This is a genomic window from Paenibacillus sp. GCM10023252 (assembly GCF_042653305.1).
Taxonomy (GTDB): Bacteria; Bacillota; Bacilli; order Paenibacillales; family Paenibacillaceae; genus Pristimantibacillus.
This window is the reverse complement of the sequence record NZ_JBHSHW010000037.1, coordinates 113,198-133,659: the sequence shown is the minus strand read 5'-3', so window position 1 is coordinate 133,659 and position 20,462 is coordinate 113,198. Positions and strand designations below refer to the sequence as shown.

Genomic DNA, 20,462 nt, shown 5'->3' with positions numbered 1-20,462 from the left:
TCTACCTACTATTGTAAGGGATTGGCTGGGCTAAGGATATGAACTATAGTATGATACTTGTAAAATAGTACGATGAGGTGCTCGAATGCTGTCGATTACGGACCTGCGGCAAGATCAAGGCATGACCTGGTATGACGATGTCACACAGCTTGTGCACGATGAGGCGCTGTTCATTATTGTATCCTATGGGAAGTGTATCTATTGGATTGATGAGTCGAAGGTCATCGTGGAGAAGGGGGACTTGTTGTTCCTCCCTCCTGGATCGGCGTATTATGGCAAAAGTATTCCGACCGTCATGCATGAGAAGATGGTCTTTCGGCTGAAGCTGCATAGTGGCTCGGATGCTGGGCTGGCAGCCGTTCAAGCGCCCCGTTGGATCAAGTCGAAGACGGGCAGCTATGAGCTATATCTGGAGCGGCTTCGTATCGCATGGAAGGAATGGACGGAGGGGCTCCCTTACGCCGAACTGAGGGCGAATGCCATTGTACTGGAGGTGCTGGTGCTGTGGAGCCGGGAGTTAGAGGCGGGAGTGAAGCTGCAGAGCGGGACGCAAGAGCATGTCGAGCGGATGAAGCAATATATACAGAATCGTTATCGGGAAAGGGTGACGAAGGAAGAGCTCGGTGCCCATAGTGGGCGCAGCCCGAATTATGCAGCATCGTTGTTCCGTCAAGTGACGGGGCAGACCATCAGCGAGTATGTCCATGCCGTGAGGATGCGGACAGCCGTCTATATGCTGACGGAATCTCTGCTGACGGTTGGCGAGATTGCGGAGTATCTGGGTTATGCGGATGTGAGCTACTTCCAGCGAATATTCAAGCGCACGTATGGGCGGACGCCGTCTTATTACTTGGCGGAGCGGCAGATGGTGTAGTGGAGCGGTTGGGCGGTTGAACGGTTAGCGGACGGTTGGACCCTTGGGCGGTTGGACAGACGGTTGACGGACCGGTGGACGGACCGGTGGACGGACCGGTGGGACGGTTGGCGGACCGGTGGCGGACGTTGGACGGTTGGTGATAGTCTCGGGTACTGTGGCATGGGCACGGTGCAGTGAAGACACGTCGTGTACACACGGTATACACCTCACGCGGCCGGCATAAGACTCCTCAGGAGTCTTATGTTCCTCGAAGGCCTTCAACTAACTAGCGCAAGTTTAAGACCGCCCAGCGGGCTTAAACCCACCTCCAGCCCCTCCCACTGGTGACTTAAGACTCCTCTGGAGTCTTAAACCCCTCGGAGGCCTTCAACTAGCTAGTCTCCCACAAGTTTAAGACCTCACAGAGGGCTTAATCCCACCTCTAGCCACTCTCACTGGTAACTTAAGACTTCACAGGAGTCTTAACCTTCTCGGAGATCCCCAACTAGCTAGTCTCTCACAAGTTAAGACAGCCCAGCGGGCTTAAACCCACCTCCAGCCACTCTCACTGGTAACTTAAGACTTCCCAGGAGTCCTAAGCTCCTCGGAGATCCCCAACTAGCTAGTCTCTCACAAGCTCACAGAGGGCTTAATCCCACCTTTGCCACTCTCACTGGTGACTTAAGACTTCCCAGGAGTCTTAACCTCCTCGAGATCCCTAACTAACTAGTCTCTCACAAGTTTAAGACCGCCCCAAGCGGTCAGCCAAGCAACTTTAGGAGGTTAAGGAGGACGGCTCCGCAAGGAGCCACTCCTTAAACGCCCCGCCTTTCCTGCGAGCCGCAAGGCCGACGCTGCAAGTTTTGGCATTTGGCCTGGGGCTACCCTCCTTGAAGCAGGAGCGGGGCTAGGCGAAGGGGGTGGGATGGAGTGGAAGAGTTTACGTCCGCCTTTGAAAGTCGTGTTCCCCCCTTGAATCCTTTCGTCTAATGGGGAACACGATCTTTCAACCGCGGCTGGAACCCATACCCTCCCCCGAGCCCGAGCCCCTCAGCCTCCCATCGCGCATAAATAAAAGGCCGTCCCCAGGCCAATAAGCCTAACGGGACAGCCTCTTACTCATTACTGTAATCCTTACTCCCTCACTATTACCCCTTAACTGCCGAACCCACGGTCATCGCCTTCTCCACCTGTTCACTGAACAGAATATAGATAAGCACCGTCGGCAGCGACGCGATCGTCATGGCCGCGCCCATCGCGCCCCAATCGGTCGTGAACTGGCCTTGGAAGAAGAGCAAGCCGAGCGGCAGCGTCTTCAGATTCTCCTCGGAGATCAGCATGAGCGCGATCGGGAACTCATTCCACGCTGCGAGGAAGACGAAGATAACCATCGTCGCAATCGCTGGACGCACGATCGGCAGCATGACACTCCAGAATGTCTGGTAGATGTTCGCGCCATCGATACAAGCGGATTCCTCCAGCTCGAACGGAATGGAGCGGAAGAAGCCGTAGAACACCATCGTCGAGAACGACACGTTGAACGCAATATACGGCAGAATAAGCGACGTATACGTATTCGTTAAGTTGAAGTCCCGCACCAGTATAGCGAGTGGGATCATGATGACCTGTACCGGTACGAACATCCCGATGACGACGTACATCTGTACAGCCGTCTTGCCGCGGAATCTCATCCGAGCAACGGCGTAGGAGAACATGACCGCGAGTGCAATCGTACCGACTACCGTCACGACCGATACGAACACGGAGTTGACGAAGTAACGCGGTACGTTGAATTCCGTCAGCGCCGACACATAGTTCTCGAATCTGAGCTTCGTCGGGAAGCCGAATGGATTCGTTACGAAGATCTCATTGTTATTCTTCAGCGAGTAGAACAGCATCCAGATCAGCGGATAGACCGAGATTAACGCATATAGCCACAGGAACAGTTGAAAAAACGGTTGTTTCTTTCTTATTTTAGCCCACATAAGCTCATATCCCCCCTAGTACACGATCCGCTCGCGAGCGACGAGCCGATTAATGATGAATGTCACGATGAGACATTCAATGACGAGGAAGGCCGCAGCTGCGCTGCCGTATCCGAACTCACCAACCCGGAACGCCGAGCGGTACATCATGTAAGTCAATGTGTAGGTGCTGGTGCCTGGGCCGCCGCCGGTCATGATGAACATGTTCGCGAAGGCATTCAGACCGCCCGTAATGGCAAGCACGAGACAGAACTTGTACGTCTCAGCCATTAGAGGAATCGTAATCTTCCAGTGCGCCATCCAGCGCTCTGCCCCGTCAATGCGCGCAGCCTCCAGGTACTGCTCCGGCACAGAGCGAGCAGCAGCAAGGAGTAGCGCGAAGTGGTACCCCATATACTGCCATGCATTAACAATCGCAATGGCCCAGATCGCAGTCTTGCTGTCCGTCAGCCAGTCCTGGCGGTATTCCATACCGAGCGCTTCGAACAGCTTATTAATAAGACCATATTCTCCGTTGTACATCGCCAGCCACAGCTGACAGACGACGGTAATCGAGAGTACAACCGGAATGAAGTATGAGATGCGCAGGAACTTGCGTCCCTTCACCATCGAATCCGAGATCGTCAGCGCGAGCACCGTTCCGATTGTAATCTGCAGTACCGTAAGCACTAGGGCGAAGATTAACCCGTTAGATAACGATGTATAGAACAACCGGTCTTGGAACAGACGGCTGAAGTTGTCGAGGAATATGAAGTCACCGGTCGTTAGACCGTCCCATTCGTACATACTGCGTACGAACACTTGCAAGATTGGCCACATGACCAGAACACTGAACAATGCCAACGTAGGCAGGATGAATATCGCAATAGCTGTCTTGTTGCCCATGAACTTATTCAAGCGTAGTCTCTCCCTTCACACGAACCTTACTCCCATAAAGCATGCACACCGGCCTGCCATGGTGACAAACCGGTGTGCCTTGCTCACTTGCTTCTTGCCACTTGCTTCTTGCCACTTGCTTCTTGCCTTAACTGCATAACTGCCTTCACTGCATAACTACCTTAACTGCTTACTTCAGAGCGCTCTCCAGATCGCCTACGAACTGGTCAGCTGTGTAACCGCCGCTCAGAAGCGCTTGGCTTGCATCTTCAATCGCTGCCTTGAACTTCGCGTTGGACAAGCCCCATGCGAATGCAGTTGTGCTGGTGATCTTAGGAATATCTTGGGACAGTGTAACCATCATCGGATCGAATTGCTTCGTAACTTCCTTGTCGACCTTCGTTGCTACGATCGGGCTGCCCTTCTGCGTGTACTTGAACTCAGCGTACTTCAGAGCGATGAAGCTAGCCACCTTCGCAGCCAGTTCCTTGTCAGGAGTGTTCGCCGATACAGCGAATCCGCCTGGATTGCCGCCGCCGCTGAATGCCAGCTTATTCTTCTCGTAAGAAGCAGCATCTGGAGCTGGGTAGTACATGTAACCAACCTTGTCGCCTAGAGCCTTAGTCGAAGCTTCCACTTCCCATTGGCCGTTCAGGAACATCGCTGCCTTGCCTTCGTGGAACAGAGCTGCTGCTTGGTCGTAGTTCAGGTTCGTTGCGCCCTTCGGCAGCAAGCCAGCCTTCACCAGGTCAAGCACGTCTTGAGCAGCCTTCGTGTAAGCCTCATCGCTAGGCTTCGCTTCGCCGCTGTCTAGAGCGGAGATGCCCTTAGCGTTGTAGCGAGTTGCGAATACATCGTATAGTGCGACGCAAGGCCATTTTTCCTTAGCGAAGATGGACATTGGCGTTACGCCTTTGCCTTTGAATGCGTCAATCGCAGTCAGCAGCTCTTCTTTCGTTGTAGGAACTTTTACGCCATTTTGCTCGAACAGCTCTTTGTTGTAGTACAGAAGAATGAACTCATTGCCTGCATATGGGAATGCATAGACATGGTCATCGTCTGCATACAGCGTGTTCATCGCGCTTGGCTGCATTTTATCCTTGAAGCCGAATTTCTCTACGTACTCATCCAGCTGAAGGATGTTGTTTGATTTTTTGAATACGTTGATCTGGTCAAGACCCGCGTTGAAAATATCAGGAAGATTGCCAGTTGCCGCATAAGACTTCAGCTTCTGTCCGTCATCCTGTGCTTGAATCTCAAGCTCAAGCTCAACGTTCGGCATTTCCTTCGCCAGTTCAGCTACCGCATAGTCGTAGTAGCCTTTTGTATCTTCGTCGGAGTATTGCGCGTACACGCGCAGCTTCGTCTTCTTGTCGCCAGCCGCTTCCCCGCCGGTGTTCGCGTTGTCCGTGTTATTGCCATTGTTGCTGCCACCGCACGCTGCCAGTGTGAATACCATGATCAAGCTGAGCATACCGATTAGAGCTTTTTTCATACATTGACCCTCCTCTATAGATCGCTTACATGTGTTGTTCCTTCATTAGTATAATAGTCACTGCCGTATAGCGTAATGGAATATCCGCTACGCTCTTGGACTATCTGCGCATGTTGTGTGCAATTAGTCCTAGTCTCCTCCTCCCTAGCTGCCCGGCAGCCCTTCGAACTCGCTTGGCGAGTAGCCGTAATACTTCTTGAACGCTCGGCTGAAGTACGCAGGGTCATTGTAGCCGATCTGCAGCGCGACATCCGCCACCCGATGCTTGCCCGATGAGAGCAGCTCCCTCGCGGTCTGCATCCGCTTCTTCGTCAAGTAGTCGGTAACAGTGAGTCCATGAACCTTCTTGAACACGGCGCGGAGGTAGCTCGGGTTGATATAGATGTGCTGAGCGATCTGCTCTACCTTCAGCTCGGAATCCGAATAGTGGCTGTCGATGTAGTGTTGCGCAGCTTCGGCAATCTTATCCGACTTCGTCTGCTTGTGAAGCTTGATATAGTCATTCGCCTTCGTATACAAGTCCTCAATCCAGCATGCCGCGTCATCGATGGACTGCTTCTTCATAATCTCGCTGTACGGATAGAAGTCTTCGCCGAAGCAATCTTCAATGGGGTGCCCATTCTCGGTTACGCAGGACAGACAGACCGATACGAGCCCCATGCAGATGACATAGACATAGTCGATGGACAGCCGCTTCGTCTTAATGTCCTGGAAGATCTCTTCCAGCTGGCCATGTATGCTCTGCCAGTCATTCATTCGAAGCGCCAGCAGCAGCGACTCATTCGTCTGTGAAGAGATGAAGCCCGCTGTCACGCGGCCGGCTGCTCCCTGATCCTCTCCATATACGATGACCGTGTCACTGCCGACGACGAACTTATTGTGAAGGGCCTCGATCGCTTCCTGGTAGGACTCCCGAATCCCCTTGCTGTCCGGATACACATGGCCCACGCCAACGGTGACCGTGAACTTCAGATACTTCTTGATGAGGAAGTTCAGCTGCTCGCAGCCTGCAATATACGCTTCGGACGATGCGCTTCCGAGCTCATAGATCGATATAATTCTTCCCTCAGGCCCGTTGAAAACAATCAAGTTCCCCTCGAGCTGCATCGTCTCGTTCAGAATATTCTTCACAGCGAACTTCCACAGCTCCCGGTCGCTGATCTCCCGCCACTTCGCTTCCATATTGTCGATCTCAATACAAGCTACCTGATAGCTGCCTGACACAGCCGGATAGCCCATTGCAGCTAAGCGGTCTCTGAATTCCTGCTCCCCGTGCTGCACTTCCCCCTGGATAAGCCGGTTCAAGTACAGCTCCTTCAGCATAGACTCATTCGCTTGCAGCGTCAGCTTCTCTTCCTGTACCTTGCGGATATTGGATTGCAGGTTCAGCAGCGTCAGCACCAGCTCATCCTTCGAGAAGGGCTTCAGAATGTAGTCCTGAACCCCGAGCTTAAGGGCTCGGCGAGCGTATTCGAACTCATTGTGCCCGGTGACGAGCACGACGAGAATCTGATCATTCCTCTGCCTGATCTGCTCCGTCAGCTCCAGCCCGTCCATGAACGGCATATTAATATCGACGAGCACAAGATCCGGGGACTGCTCCTGGATTCGTTCTAATGCATCTACCCCGTTGCGCGCCTCGGAGATAATCTCCATCCCGTATTCGTTCCAGGGGATCAAGGTGCGCAGGTAGTCGCGGAAGATGACTTCGTCATCTACAATCATGACCTTAATCATGCATTCGTCTCCTCCTCTTCCTGACTAGGCTGAGCAGGCAGCGTCACGGTGACCACTGTCCCCTCGCCCAGCTCGCTGCGAATGACCAGTCCGTACCCGTTGCCATAGGTCAGCTTGAGCCGGTCGTTCACATTGCGCAGGCCATAGGAGCTCCTGCTGTCTGCTGCCGCTTCAGCTCCGGGCTGCTCCAGCAAGGAGGCTAGCTTGAGAGGAGGAATGCCCACCCCGTCATCAATAACCTCAAGCACGATCCGATTGCCCTCCTGGTAGCCTCGGAGCAGCAGATGACCCATCCTAGGCTGCTCCTTGAGCCCATGGTAGATCGCATTCTCCACAAGCGGCTGAAGAGTAAGCTTCACGATGGAAGTCTTCATGATCGACTTAGGCAGGTCGAGTTCATAGGTGAACACATCGGCATACCGGATATGCTGAATCGCAAGGTAGTCCCGGACATTACGAACCTCTTCTTCAAGCGTAATATTCTCCCTGCCGCTGCTCAGACTGACGCGGTAGAAGTCGGCGAGAGCCTTCGTCGTCCGCTGTACGTCTGCCGCCCTGCCCATCGTAGACAAGGCATAGATAACATCCAGCGTGTTGTATAGAAAATGCGGCTTAATCTGCGATTGGATGAGCGCCAGCTCATACTCTCGCTTCTTCCGCTGCTCCAGCTTCACATTGTCCAGCAGCTCCCGCAGCCTGCGGAGCATCTCGTTGAAGCCGAGCGCGAGATAGCCCATCTCATCTCGAGCGCCGACCTTCAGCTGCGAGTCGAGGTCGCCCTCCTCGAAGCCCTTCATGCTCCTTGCCAGCTCAACAATCGGGCTGGCGATTCGCTTGGAGAGGAAGGTTGCTGCGAACGTAGCAGCCAGACTGCATATGGCGGCAATCGCGATCAGCGTCCATTGCAGTCCCTCAAGCCCGGTCGTCAGAGCTCGAAGCGGGGTGACGCTGACGAGCTTCCATCCCAGCTGCGGGAAGCTGCGCACCGCGAGCAGCATCCGCTCGCCCTCTATGCTGCGAATCGCGGATGCACGGTTGTGGGCATTGACCCAGCTCTGCGTGCTAGCCGTTGCAATAGGAAGCAGCAGCTCCTCCTTGCTTGGCGAGGAGACGACTTGTCCTCCTCCGTCCGCGATGAATGCCTCCGCAGATGGCTCCGACTTCATCGCCTCCAGCACGGAGGAGAGCCGATCCTCCCGGACATTGAGGAATAATAGGCCCAGGTGCGTACCGGTCTTAATGTCGTACAGATGCTTCCCGAGCGTCAGCACGGGCTGCTCTCCGTTCATCGTCAAGTAATCCCGGCGCTCCATCGGCAGCCACTTGTTAATCCCGTTCGTCTCCATGATCGTCTTGTAAGCGTGACTGTTCATCGCCCGCTCAGGCTCACGCTCCAGCTGCGGATCGGAGCCGTACATCCGTCCGACATGATCGACGAATACGATGGATTCCACGTCGGGGAAGACGACTAGTGCCAGCGACAGCTGGGTCGTTATGGCATTGTATCTCGGCAGGTCGAATGTGTTCTTGTTATCCGATTCCTTGGGAAGCCCAAGAATCCGGTTCAGGTTAAGAGCCAGCATATTAGCACTGCTGGCTGTATTGGTGAGCATACCGTCCAGACGATTGATGATAAGGGCGGAATTGTCGGTGAAGCTTTCCGTCGTTTTTTTGACAATGGCATTCGAATAGATCGTATTCGCGGTGAAGCCGAGCACGAAGAGCGGCAGCAGCAGGAGCGGCAGATAGACGAGCATCATCTTGCTGCGAATGCGCTGATTGCGGAACCATTCACTTATTCTACGAGCTTGGTGCTTCATGGCCGGTTATTCTCCTCTCTCTCGGCTTGCTGCTTCATGACTGGCCACCATCCTCTTCCTCTGTCGAGGCGATGCGCGGTCTCGTGTTGAGATAATGAGTCGTCAAGGAGCCGCAATATTGCGTGAGGGAGACGCCGGTCTTTTTTTTGAACATTTTGCCGAAGGTGTGGACATCGGCGTAGCCGACGCTTCTCGCAATCTGGCCGACGGACAGGTCGGTCTGCACCGCCAGCTCCTTCGCCTTCTGCACGCGCACGGACACGAGGTACTGCATCGGCGACAGGCCGAATACCCGCTTGAAGCTGAGGATAATATAATTCCTGGTAAGGCCGGACACCCTCTCCAGATCCTGATGCTGAATATCCTCATCGTAATGATGAATGATGTAATTCTTGATGAGGATCAGCTTCGCGAGATTGGCAGGCTCCTTGCGATGCTCCGGACCATGCTCGAATTCAGCTGCTCCGCCCAGGATACGCATGAGCAGACCTTGGCATTGCAGCTGCGCAGGGAGACCAGGCTGTCGGTACAGGTGGACGAGCTCCGTCAGCATGCGCTCGATTGCGTGTCCAGAGAACTTGCCCAGCAGGTGGCGCCCTCCATACAGCTCATCGAAGGGGAACGGAACTGCCCCGAAGTGGAATACGATTGAGATGCAGTGATAAGGCTCTCCTGCAATCGTTCGAATCGAGTGGATCTCGCCCGGGCGATGGAAGAGCAGGTCGCCCTCCTCCGTTCGGTATGGCTTAGAGCCAACAGGGTAATCCGCTGCTCCCTTCACCACATATTGCAGCGAGTATTGCATCAGGATGCGGTTCTCCACCACCCACCCTTCGGGGGCGTTGAAGCTGTGTGCGAGGGTAATATAAGGCGGGCAATGGTAGTCCTCCATCCAGGGAAGCGTCTCTGTTGGATTCATACCAATTAGGTCAATATTGGAAACCGATTCTGGAAGCTTCAATCGTCGGATCACCTCTAGGTAGCGGATTTTCGGTATATTTGTTTATTTTCTGAACGGGAAGGTTCACAGGTATTATAGAATTACATTCGTGATATTGGCAACCGGATTGTGAATCCAGGCTAAATACAGCGGGGCAGAATGGGATTAGAATAAGGGTATCGGGCGGAGCAATCCGCACCACAATAATGAACCTAAGGGAGTGTTCCGTTCATGAGTTCAACCTCACTTAACCTAATTACAGCAGATGCTTCTGTCCAGCACGTCATTACGGAGGAGCAGAAGCAATTCTTCCTAGATAACGGATTCCTCGTCATTAAGAATGTCCTGCAAGGGCCTGAGCTAGCCGCTGTGCAAGATGCTATGCAAGTTGAGCTGGAGAAGGGGATGGCTGGCCAAGACAGCCCGGACTACCAATATGGCAAGGGCGGCAAGACAGGGGCGAGCGTGCTGAAGCGCATTGAATATGTCGTCGACAAGCAGGAGCCGCTTCGCGCACTGATGGGTCACCCGTTCATTCTTCGCTCGGTTGAGCAGCTGCAAGGCAAGAGCTTCATTCCTACATGGGATTCCATGGTTGTGAAGATGCCTAACGAAGGTATTATCGTCCCATGGCATCGCGATGCGGAGCGTCCGGAAGGCTGTGCGGATGATCGTCCAATCTTCAACGTAGACTTCTACCTGGATGCTGCTGACTTGAAGTCCTGCCTATGGGTTATCCCGGGGACGAACAAGTGGACAGTTGAAGCTTCCCGTGAACGCGTCCAGCGTGAAGGATTCGACACGTCAGATGCAATTCCGGTACCTCTGGAAGCTGGCGATGCGATTCTGCATGACATTACCGTGCTTCATGGTTCCCCTGCAGGTGACGGCAATGCTCTTCGCCGCACCGTGTACTTCGAGTTCCGCCCAGGCGAGATTGAGCTTGCGTTCGGACCGCACACGAAGGAATATCTGCCGCTGAAGCAGCAGATGCTGCTGGAGTGCATCGAGCTTCGCAAGGGCGCGGACTATGCGGCTGGTGAAGAGCCGTTCGCTTACGAGCCTGAAGGCGAGCTAGCTGTCGCTGAGCGCGTGAAGCCTGAGACGTTCCGTTATCCGCATGAGGACTTCTGGCGTCATGCGTAAGGACGAAGTGGTAGTGGGGCTGGCTGAGGTTGCTCAGCCAGTTGACGCTGTAGAGCCGGCTGGTCATAATCAGCCGGCTCGTCGTCGGCTAGATGTCCAGATGGCGTGGTGGTCGATGACCGGTCTCGGGGACGGCGACCGGGAATGGTCGCTGGAGGAGAAGTTCGAGCGCATCGCCGCAGCCGGCTTCACTGGCATCTTCGGCGGTGTGCCTGCAGCAGCTGAGCGTGAGCAGTGGAGTCGTCTCATGGATGAGTATGGCTTCTCCTTCGCGACCGGCGGCTTCCCTCGCAGTGCTGCTGACCTCGCTGTGACGCTGGAAGAAGCTCGTGAGTTCGGAGCGAGCTATGTGAACTCTCAGGTGCTCGACAGCTTCGTTACAGGTGAAGACGCTATTCGCTTGTTGGGAGAGCTAGATGCGGAAGCCGAGAAGTTCGGCATTCCTCACTATGTAGAGACCCATCGGGGGAGGATTACGCAGGATCTTCTTCGGACTGTAGACTATGTTCGAGAGCTGCCTCAGCTGAAGCTTACGATCGACTTCTCTCATTATATCGTGGCCGGCGAGATGGACGGCTTCGTGAAGGATTATGAGCAGGAAGCCGAGACCTACTTCGACGTTCTGCTTCAGCGGGCTTCCTGTATTCACGGCCGAGTGTCCAACGGACAGCAGGTACAGGTTGGCCTTGCTGATGAAGACCAGCTGGACCGCTTCAGCGTCTGGTGGGCCAAGGGTATGGCTTACTGGCTGGAGTCGGCCGCTCCAGGCGCCTCCTTCCCCTTCGTCTGCGAGCTTGGCCCTGCTCCTTATGAGCTGGCAGGCCGCTCCGCTGAGCGCTTCGCGGAATCAGTAAGGCTGAAGGAACGCGCAGAGGCGATCTGGGCTAGTGTGGCTAGGTAGTTGTTAATTATTAGAAGTTCTGATCAGAGGGTCTCCGAGCTTATCCGGCTTAGAGGCCCCCTATCTGCGTTCCGGCTAATACCGAACTTGCGCTGACATCAAGGTTACACAATAGCTATAAGGTGTATAAGTGCACCACAGTCACGGTGGCTCAAGGCTTGTGACCACCATAAGGTGCATAAATGCACCAGATTCGCGCGAGATTAAGGCTCGCGAGTCTAATAAGGTGCATAAGTGCACCTTATTCACATTGGCCGAAGGCTGGAGACTACCATAAGGTGCACAAGTGCACCTTAATCGCTTGGATCAGGCGGGAGGAGAATGATACCGCTTCGCTCCCTATAGAAATAGCCGCTCCCATCAGGGAAGCGGCAGCTTCTTAGCAATAGATAGTTTAGGAATAATGCTTACCAGCAGCCTTATATCTGAGCAACTCCGCCATCTACGAATAACTCAATTCCATTCATATAGCTGCTCTCATTGGAAGCAAGGAACAGCACCGCATTCGCAATCTCTTGGGCAGTCCCCACTCTGCCTAGCGGAGTTGTACTCTTGGCATGCTCCAGAACAGCCTCAACATTCTCTCCGAACAAGTCATCATAGGCAGGCGTGTATACAAATCCAGGACTAACGACGTTAATACGAATTCCTCTACCTTTCAGATCCAGGATCCAGTTGCGAGCCAGCTGTCTGATCGCTGCCTTCGATGCTCCGTAGACACTGAACGCCGGATCACCGATTGAACCTGCTGTAGATCCCGTCATAATAATGGAGCCTGCGTTATCTCGGAACAAGGGAAGAGCTTTTTGAACAGTGAAGATCGTCCCCTTAACGTTGACGTCGAAGGTTTTGTAGTAATGCTCTTCGGTAATAGCCCCCAATGGAAGGAGCGAACCAAGACCTGCATTGGCAAAAAGAATGTCCAAGTGCCCACTTTGCTCCTTGACGGTAGCATAGAGCTTGTCCAGGTCCTCCAGCTTGGAGATGTCTCCTTGAACGCCTGTTATATTTTTGCTGATTTCATTGACCGCTGCATCAAGCTCTGCTTGTCTGCGTCCGGTTATATATACATGGGCACCTTCCTGAGCGAACTGCTTAGCTGCTTGGAGGCCAATCCCGCTAGTGCCCCCTGTTACTACGGCTACTTTCCCATCGAATTTACCCATAACTGATATCCCTCCATTAATGTTTATATTTATAATGATTATTTTGCAGGCGGTGCGTCTATGAACACAGTCAAGGAATGAATAATAAGCTCAGAGATATTGCTCATGCGTGTGCTCTCCTCACCTTATATCGTTATTGACGCAGATGAGTTAGAGTGCTTCCCCACTCTCCGATTGGTTCAAGCCAGCTGACGTTCCTATCCTCAATCAAGCTGCTAAGTGCACCTTCATACTCAGCGCGATATGGCTTAATAAGTTCTTCTTTTATCCAGCTGTCTCTAGTCCCCCGCCAGATCTCATAGATAACAAGATCATTAGACTGATCAAGATCATCGGAGACAATCGCATTGACAAAAGCAGGCTCATCTCTGAAATTATTAATCAATGCGAAAAGACTATCACGGAACTCTTCTTTCTTTCCAGGCTTAATCTTGAAGCGAATATTTAGAATTACTTGATTATCTGTAGACATCAGTACACTCTCCTTAAATTTTTGTACTAGCTTGTGTAAGCTCTGGAGGCCACAGGTGTCATTATGAATCATTAACAGGTATTTAAAAAGCACCTACTTTTCGGTGATATAGTCACCAAAAAGTGATATTTCAGACGTAACGGGGTAAAAAAGCGACGTGGAAAATTTTCTAATCCACATGCAAAACTTGATACTCATCCTTGCCAAGTGCTTTCTCGGCATAATTCTCACCCCATGCACACAGTGCTCGCAGCATAGGTTCAAGTGATAGACCAAGCTCTGTTACGGAGTATTCCACCTTAGGTGGTACTTGATTGTACGTCTTTCTATTTATGAGCCCATCATTCTCTAATTCACGAAGAGTTTGAACGAGCATTTTTTGAGAAATGGTATGCAAAAGCTTTTTTAGCTCACCCGTCCGTTTAGGTCCTTTTATCAGATAGTAAAGAATGAGCGCCTTCCACTTCCCGCCGATTACATCCAAAGTAATTTCCAGATCACAATAATAGGTTTTCATGATAGATATTCATCTCCCAAGCCTAATCTCATTATTCCTGTAGAATAGAGTAATTACTTTTTATTATCAAACCCAGTATGTCCGCATTTTGGTTTACGATTCCCTATCCCTCATAAAAATGAATGCTGCAGGCTGCACACTGAATGCTCTTATTTTGTTTTCTTTCATTATTCTATATAGTTTCTGACTAATAACAATGGCTCTACTGCCCACATATTTATTCCTATATATATCACCGTACCAATCAGATGCATAGCAAATATCGTATGATCTGCTTTCCAGTTTTTTGTAGTGCAGCAGGCTTTTTATCAGGTTTCTTGTATAAAATCCACAATCAACGCACCTGATCCCTCTCTCAACAATTGTAGGTGCAACTGCTTCTCCTAATCCGGTATTCAACAATAGTTGGTAGAAGTTGGGTATTACTTCGTCAGTCCCTGTCTGATAGATAGGTGTAGTCTCATATCCACTAATCTTTTCACCCACCATCAAGTCAATTAGCTTCTGAGATACAACTACTTCACAATTAGGCAGGTATGAGATGCAGATGTCATACTTACTAACTTCCTTATAGTCCACGCGCACCCGAGAGCGATTTACCTTCCTTACTTCGTACATACAAGTTGGACATGTATAATAGAGTGATTCGTCAGAGGTTGAATCTCCCCCATTACCATCTATTATAAGATATAATATATCCGCCTGGTCCTTCTCAGCCTTGGTGAATGAGTACTCTCTTCGAGAAACAATACAGCGTATGTTCCTCTCCTTCGTAAACTGCTTAAAGTTCAAATCCTCTGTCTTATTCGTTATAAACTCATAGACAGCTACTCTTCCCAACTCCATATCAACTGTATGGTATTTGAGATACTCCTTCCACCGTTCTAACTCTTGCTGATGAATCTCAGGTACATGAATCCACACTCTTTCTTGCATTCCGCCGACCTCTTCTCCCTTATCTTAGATAAATTGCAACGAGTAAGACAAGAAAGCACAATGAAAAAAATAAAGTCATGAAATAACCCAGGCGTAGTTGCTACCTTAGCTCATCATTTCCTTCTGTCAATTGCATGCCACCCATATAAAAAAGATGAAAGAAGACGAAGACTCCAAAAGCTGGTGAGAACCCTAATATACTATCTTGTTCTATGATTTGTTTGTCTTCTAGTACTTGTGTGACTCCAAGTCCTGAGCTAGAAAGTCCCAAAATAAGAAAACCAAGCCCCATCCACTTGCTGTATCTTGTTATGATTATTGACAATACCAATAGAACAGCAAAACCCAGTAAATTATAGAAAGGCAGGTAAATCTATGTACACAGGCATAATATGGGTCTAGGAGTTGGAGTAAGGAAAAAGGAAACCGCCCCAATTAAGTAGTTGGGGCGGTTTCCTCCTAGTATGTTATCAAGCTACCTTCACTTCTACCGAGTTCAAGGTCATGTTGCCAGCCCTATCGGCTACAGAATAAGTAATGGTATACACTCTTCCGCCACCTCCGCCCGTGCGCTCAGCACGCAGCAAGAAGCTAGTATCATATGTCCCGAATTCGGCGTCTTGAATGTCCTCTTCTGTATTGCCATCACCCGTTCCATTATCCGCCTCATTGCTAGTAATAGCGACTAACTTAATCTCAGCTGCACCGGAACCACTGTCTTCAGCTATTACGCTCATTTGTATCGGAATCATCTTATGATTAGGCGGTCCAATATGCGTCTTATCGGAGATTATCTGCAAGATTGGTTTGCTCTTATCCATGTTGATGGCTATCGACTTCGCTTCCTCTACATTGTCGGACTTATCTACGCTTCGATATTGAATATCGAACAATCCTTCCTCTGAGAGGTAGACCGGCTCGGAATAGGTCTGCCAATTACCGCCATTCAACCGGTATTCTGTCAGCTTGAGGCCTGAACCTTCATCTCCTGCAGTCAACGTCAAGGTTACATTCGATGTGTACCAGTTGTTGACGATACCAGGCTGATCCTGTGCAATATGGGCTGTTGTTACCGGCTTCTCTATATCCTCCTCCACTACTTGACCTTTTACAATTGTATAATAGTCAATCATTGCTACATCGGATAACCCCATTGGAGCCATGAATTTCAAGATGTCCCCTTTCTTCAGTGCTATCGGAATCTCAATATCTGCCCCAATAATCTGAGCTCCTGTTTGTGGGAACACCTTATTCTCGACTACTACTTGTCCATTCAGATAGATATCCAGGTAGCGATTGCGGCTTAATTGATTCGCATAATTGAGTATCAAGCTGTCGCCATCCTGCTCTACGACATAGGTCCAAGAAGCTTCTTCCACCTTACCCGTCTGCCAATTCACTGAGTTCATCCATATGAATGTTTCTCCTGCAGCTCCCTTTGTTGTTCCTGCAGTTCCGCTATTAGTGCGAGTTCCGCTCTCCGCTTCCACCTTATACCGGATTGGCAGCTCTTTTACGATCACTTTAACCGTTGTGCTTACTTTACCGTCTGCAGTACTGATCTTGATATTGGCTGTCCCTATCCCTACAGGACTTACTAGGCCTTGATTCACCACAGCAACATTCGGTTGATCTGAACTCCACACTAATTGTTTATTTACAGCATTCTCAGGTCTAACGGTTGCAATGATTTGTACGTTTGCTTCTCCGTTCAATGTCCATTCTGTTTGATTTACAGTAATTTCTTGTACGAATAAGCTCTCGTCTATTTTGGTAGAGATATAATCAATCATGGCAACATTGGCTTCTCCTACCGGGGCTTTTAACTGCAGCTTATCTCCTTTTGCAAGATCTAATCGAATAGACAAGTTGTTATACACGAATTTGCCGCCTGCAACTGGCCCCGTGTAAGGGAATACGACTTTTTCTTTTACAAGCAATCCATTTACATAGATGTCCAATAATCGATCTTTAGCTTTCTCGTTGGTATAGCGGATAACTAGATCCGTGGCCTCACTTTTTATTGTGAAAGTTAACCCCGAATTATTCCTATTTATATCATTAATCCATACCATCTTTCCTCCGGAAGCACCCGCATCCGCGATTTCACCCGTATAACCTGTTCTCTCCGCAAGCTCCGCTTCATAGGTAGGCATTACAGAAATGAGGTCAATCGCTAAGTCATCTGCCTGAACAGCGACTAATTCTATTGTGGCTGCATTTGGCATCGTGACCAATACTTCTTTTGTCTCATATGCCCCGTCTGTCGCTTCAAAACTTACTCTTCCTGCCGCTTGACCATTTATGAATAGATCCATCGTTTGAGCATCGCTTGACGTATTCTTATACTTCAGATTCAACTGATGCCCGCCGCTCATGTACTTGAAAGTTAAAGTATCTGCTGCTTCGAATGAGGCTACTGCTCCCATTCCAGAAGCTGCTCCATCTTGAGTAATTGTTGCACTGCCGCCAAGTAGCGCATCCTCCGCTTCTACAAGCACATATTCATCCTCATAGAAGTTATCCGGCTGTAGAGGAGGGTTAGTGAGCACGTTAGGATTCAGATCCAATATGATGTCGTCTAAAATTAAATCAGCTTTATTGGTGCTCTCAGCAAATACATTATCTACAACAAGAATGTAATCCTCTGCAGCATCTGTTTTGAATGATACTTTTTCTGTAACCTTTTGCCCATCGTAAGAGGACAAATATTTATTCACAAGTTTTTTTCCTGTGCTTTCCGAATAGATACTGTATGCCCACCCATTAGAAGGACCATAGCTTGACTTATACATAAAGCTCAGATCATATCCGGTATTCGGCTTAAGCTTCATCAGCCCTGGAAGTGTTTTAATTTTACTGTTGTTCCTGCCGCCTAGCATAAGTGTCATATCACCGTTCAGTTGTACTTTACCGTTCGTTCCATTGTTAGCATAAGCCAATCGCGCTAAGCTGGCATTTTCATGAACGAAGCCACCTAATGAATGTGTAGTTTCAAAATCCTCATGATAATAATGACCGTTAGATCCGTAAGGATTATCTTCTTCATAAATTCGTACATCGTCGAAGAAAATACTTCCTTGCCCTTCTATTCCCTTCAAGCGAACGACAGCGTCAGCCTCACTCGCTGTAAAATATACTTTTAATTGCTCCCAGCCATCGAATACATTACCCATTATCGTTTTCGAATGATACCCAAGTGACTCAGAGCTAATCACTCGATCGCCTAGATCAATTTCTAAAACGCCCTTTCCAGCGCCATTATGACGGACAAGAGCGGATATAACGTAAGACCTCCCTGCTTCTAGTTGCGATATGTCTTGAGATGCATGCTCTTCACCCGCAATATTCAGGTAATAATTCCCTTTTACGACATCATCGCCTATAGCTACCTTCAGCGGATTTGAAGCCTTCCAGATGTTCATGCTATTGCTATTGAAGTTAGCGTCTTTAATAATGGATCCGTCTCCCCATAAGATAGGTGTTTGTTCTACAAGCTCTTTGGTTATCACGTAACCCTGCTTAGCATCATAAGGTATCGTGACTTTCCCGTCCTCCACCTCAATCGTGCTCACGAATGTTTTCCCTTTGGTTTCATCCAGTCTATATAGATTTACATCAGTGACATCCTTCCAGCTCACGGGAACGGTCCACGTTTTCTCTCCGCCATTCGTGCTATAGGTATAGATTTTCTCTTCTGTCTTCGCATCCCACGGAATAAAGATTTCTTGAATGTCATCATTAAGGGTGGCATATAAGACACCATGCTTGCTGATTGAACGCTTAGTCCCATCAAATACAGATTTAACACCATCTTTAAACTCCGCTGTTAAATAGTTATGATTTGCTGCATCCCTGATAATGCTTGTAATCTGGAAGTTTTTTAGATAGGTGTCTGCTAAGGTGTGCTGCCAAAATTCACTCACTGCACCGTCAACCGTTTTTTGTGATTCCGACCATCCCAGAGTCCCGTATGACTTTTGATAGCCTGCACCTAACACATTTTGATAATCTTTCGACCCAGCTTCATAAATAGCTTGATCATTAATAATGAATCTTCTAATATCGGAGTTGCCATGGTTTCCCCCATTTTTTTCCTCTCCGTAGAAATAGGTATGCACCCACGACATATATTTAGGACTAAGAGCATTTGTTGCTTCACTATTCAAGGTATAATTCACATACCCCAGATACATTTCGGTAAAATAGGTCCAGTCCATTTCCTTAAACTTCTGAAGAGTCTTAAAGGTCGTCCATCTTGCTTCTTTTCCATCCCATCTGCCTGATGATACATCTAAATATTGAAATTTCATCGATGGAAACTCTTCTTTGTGCGCTTCATATCTCTCGTCTAGCAGCCCGCTTGACCAATACTCGATAGCATCAACCGCTGTTCCTCCTCGGTCAACCAAGTCCCACACGCCGCCATTATATTTTGGAGTCTCCTCATACAGAGGGGATTCTGGATAGGCTTCTACAGAGTTCGTATGTGTACCTACTGTAACGTTGTATTTCCCTGCTTCCTCAATAAGCCATCTGAACTGATCATTACCGCCTAGTAATGGGTTATTGTCCGCATAAGAAGGCCATCCATCTCCATATTGTCTGTGCGAGCCCTTGACCAGCATGAGTTGGGGGAAGTTGTCCGTTGCCAATGCTTGACGTTTTACATAATCAAGGCCATTTTCCCACGTCCATGACTGCCGGCCCCAATAGTTTAGAAGAATGTTAACCGCTATTGTCTTTTGAGCTACATTCTCACCAATCATTGGATCCATTATGTCTCTATAGGCTAGCGCACCATCTTGCCAGTTCAATAGCCCATCATGGTTAGCGTCATCTGTAATCGCAATCTTAACCCAAGGCAACTGGGTTACGCTTTTATCCGGACCCCGATACATGAAGTCAATATTCCATACAACGGTCTCCTTGTAGGACCCTTTTTGCTTCGTCTGGAGGTAGTTATACTGAGAAGTCATGTCGGATTCAATAGATGCTGCAAGCTCACTTGTATTTAGAATGACATGTCCTACTTTAACTGGTGCTGAATCGGCTGGCCTATCGGCTGCCTGGATGAACTTGTCTCCATTCACAAAATTAGAGTTATACGATACAGCCGCTCCAGGTTGTGTGCTTCGAATAGAAATCAGTCCGTGGTTAGGGAATTCTAGGTATCGTACCACTTGATTGGGATCAATGATATCGGTTACGTTCATCTCTAAAACGTTGTCATTAACCTTGAATTTCAAATGAATGACTACACCCAACAGGTCTGCGTCTGTAAAGTTCAAACGATAATTCACATGATCTATCTCATTAGTGTAACTTACTATGGGCGTATACAATTTACTATTGATTTTAACTTGGGTTAGCTTTTCATCTTGACCGTGCATGATTTTCCCTGTGCTTCCCCATTCATATTCAATTACCCTTGGAAACTGACGGTCTAAGAGAACAGATAGAACACCATTCTCAATGGTTAACGTTTCTCCAGCTTCCGTACTTCCTGCTGCGGCAGCATGATCTGCTGATCCAACATCATTGGATAACATGCCAAATACTAATAATGCAGTGATGACAATAAATAATCTTAACCCTTTGCTCATCCCTCTTCC

At 49.4% G+C, this 20,462-nt stretch carries 14 protein-coding genes; 3 read left to right on the top strand and 11 right to left on the bottom strand.

What is annotated here, in order from left to right; all coding sequences use genetic code 11:
- Positions 1-85 precede the first annotated feature (85 nt).
- Positions 86-874 (top strand): helix-turn-helix domain-containing protein, encoded by a 789-nt coding sequence (locus tag ACFO9Q_RS21165; RefSeq protein WP_379185566.1) that lies wholly within the window; start codon positions 86-88, stop codon positions 872-874.
- Positions 875-2,004: 1,130 nt separating this feature from the next.
- Here the strand turns inward: ACFO9Q_RS21165 and ACFO9Q_RS21160 are convergent.
- The 6 genes from ACFO9Q_RS21160 to ACFO9Q_RS21135 form a co-directional block, all read right to left on the bottom strand.
- Positions 2,005-2,841, bottom strand: a complete 837-nt coding sequence (locus tag ACFO9Q_RS21160; protein ID WP_379185565.1) for a carbohydrate ABC transporter permease — start codon at positions 2,839-2,841, stop codon at positions 2,005-2,007.
- Positions 2,842-2,856: 15 nt separating this feature from the next.
- Positions 2,857-3,738 carry a carbohydrate ABC transporter permease gene (locus ACFO9Q_RS21155; protein ID WP_379185564.1) on the bottom strand — a complete coding sequence of 294 codons (882 nt, stop codon included), beginning with the start codon at positions 3,736-3,738 and terminating at the stop codon, positions 2,857-2,859.
- 169 nt (positions 3,739-3,907) lie between these two features.
- Entirely contained in the window at positions 3,908-5,212 is a 1,305-nt protein-coding gene (locus tag ACFO9Q_RS21150; RefSeq protein WP_379185563.1) for an ABC transporter substrate-binding protein, read from the bottom strand.
- A gap of 144 nt (positions 5,213-5,356) precedes the next feature.
- Positions 5,357-6,949 (bottom strand): response regulator, encoded by a 1,593-nt coding sequence (locus ACFO9Q_RS21145; protein WP_379185562.1) that lies wholly within the window; start codon positions 6,947-6,949, stop codon positions 5,357-5,359.
- Entirely contained in the window at positions 6,946-8,769 is a 1,824-nt protein-coding gene (locus ACFO9Q_RS21140; protein WP_379185561.1) for a cache domain-containing sensor histidine kinase, read from the bottom strand. The genes ACFO9Q_RS21145 and ACFO9Q_RS21140 overlap by 4 nt, the downstream gene beginning before the upstream one ends.
- A gap of 34 nt (positions 8,770-8,803) precedes the next feature.
- Positions 8,804-9,730 carry a helix-turn-helix domain-containing protein gene (locus ACFO9Q_RS21135; protein WP_379185560.1) on the bottom strand — a complete coding sequence of 309 codons (927 nt, stop codon included), beginning with the start codon at positions 9,728-9,730 and terminating at the stop codon, positions 8,804-8,806.
- Positions 9,731-9,940: 210 nt separating this feature from the next.
- Here ACFO9Q_RS21135 and ACFO9Q_RS21130 point away from each other — a divergent pair, with 210 nt between their 5' ends.
- Both ACFO9Q_RS21130 and ACFO9Q_RS21125 read left to right on the top strand, forming a co-directional pair.
- A complete protein-coding gene (locus ACFO9Q_RS21130; protein WP_379185559.1) occupies positions 9,941-10,855 on the top strand; it encodes a phytanoyl-CoA dioxygenase family protein in 915 nt (304 codons plus the stop codon).
- Complete coding sequence (locus ACFO9Q_RS21125; RefSeq protein ID WP_379185558.1) at positions 10,848-11,756, top strand: sugar phosphate isomerase/epimerase family protein; 909 nt, start codon at positions 10,848-10,850, stop codon at positions 11,754-11,756. The genes ACFO9Q_RS21130 and ACFO9Q_RS21125 overlap by 8 nt, the downstream gene beginning before the upstream one ends.
- A gap of 419 nt (positions 11,757-12,175) precedes the next feature.
- On the opposite strand, the gene ACFO9Q_RS21120 is transcribed toward ACFO9Q_RS21125, so the two are convergent.
- The 5 genes from ACFO9Q_RS21120 to ACFO9Q_RS21100 all read right to left on the bottom strand — a co-directional run bounded on the left by ACFO9Q_RS21120 (position 12,176) and on the right by ACFO9Q_RS21100 (position 20,453).
- The gene (locus ACFO9Q_RS21120) at positions 12,176-12,922 is read right to left on the bottom strand and encodes an SDR family NAD(P)-dependent oxidoreductase (protein ID WP_379185557.1); all 747 of its coding nucleotides are present in this window, start codon (positions 12,920-12,922) and stop codon (positions 12,176-12,178) included.
- A 133-nt stretch (positions 12,923-13,055) separates the two neighbouring features.
- A complete protein-coding gene (locus ACFO9Q_RS21115; RefSeq protein ID WP_379185556.1) occupies positions 13,056-13,394 on the bottom strand; it encodes a putative quinol monooxygenase in 339 nt (112 codons plus the stop codon).
- A gap of 169 nt (positions 13,395-13,563) precedes the next feature.
- A complete protein-coding gene (locus ACFO9Q_RS21110) occupies positions 13,564-13,911 on the bottom strand; it encodes a winged helix-turn-helix transcriptional regulator (RefSeq protein ID WP_379185555.1) in 348 nt (115 codons plus the stop codon).
- 93 nt (positions 13,912-14,004) lie between these two features.
- Positions 14,005-14,847 carry a hypothetical protein gene (locus tag ACFO9Q_RS21105; RefSeq protein ID WP_379185554.1) on the bottom strand — a complete coding sequence of 281 codons (843 nt, stop codon included), beginning with the start codon at positions 14,845-14,847 and terminating at the stop codon, positions 14,005-14,007.
- Positions 14,848-15,317: 470 nt separating this feature from the next.
- On the bottom strand, positions 15,318-20,453 hold the full coding sequence (locus ACFO9Q_RS21100; RefSeq protein WP_379185553.1) for an endo-alpha-N-acetylgalactosaminidase family protein: 5,136 nt from the start codon (positions 20,451-20,453) through the stop codon (positions 15,318-15,320).
- Positions 20,454-20,462: the final 9 nt, after the last annotated feature.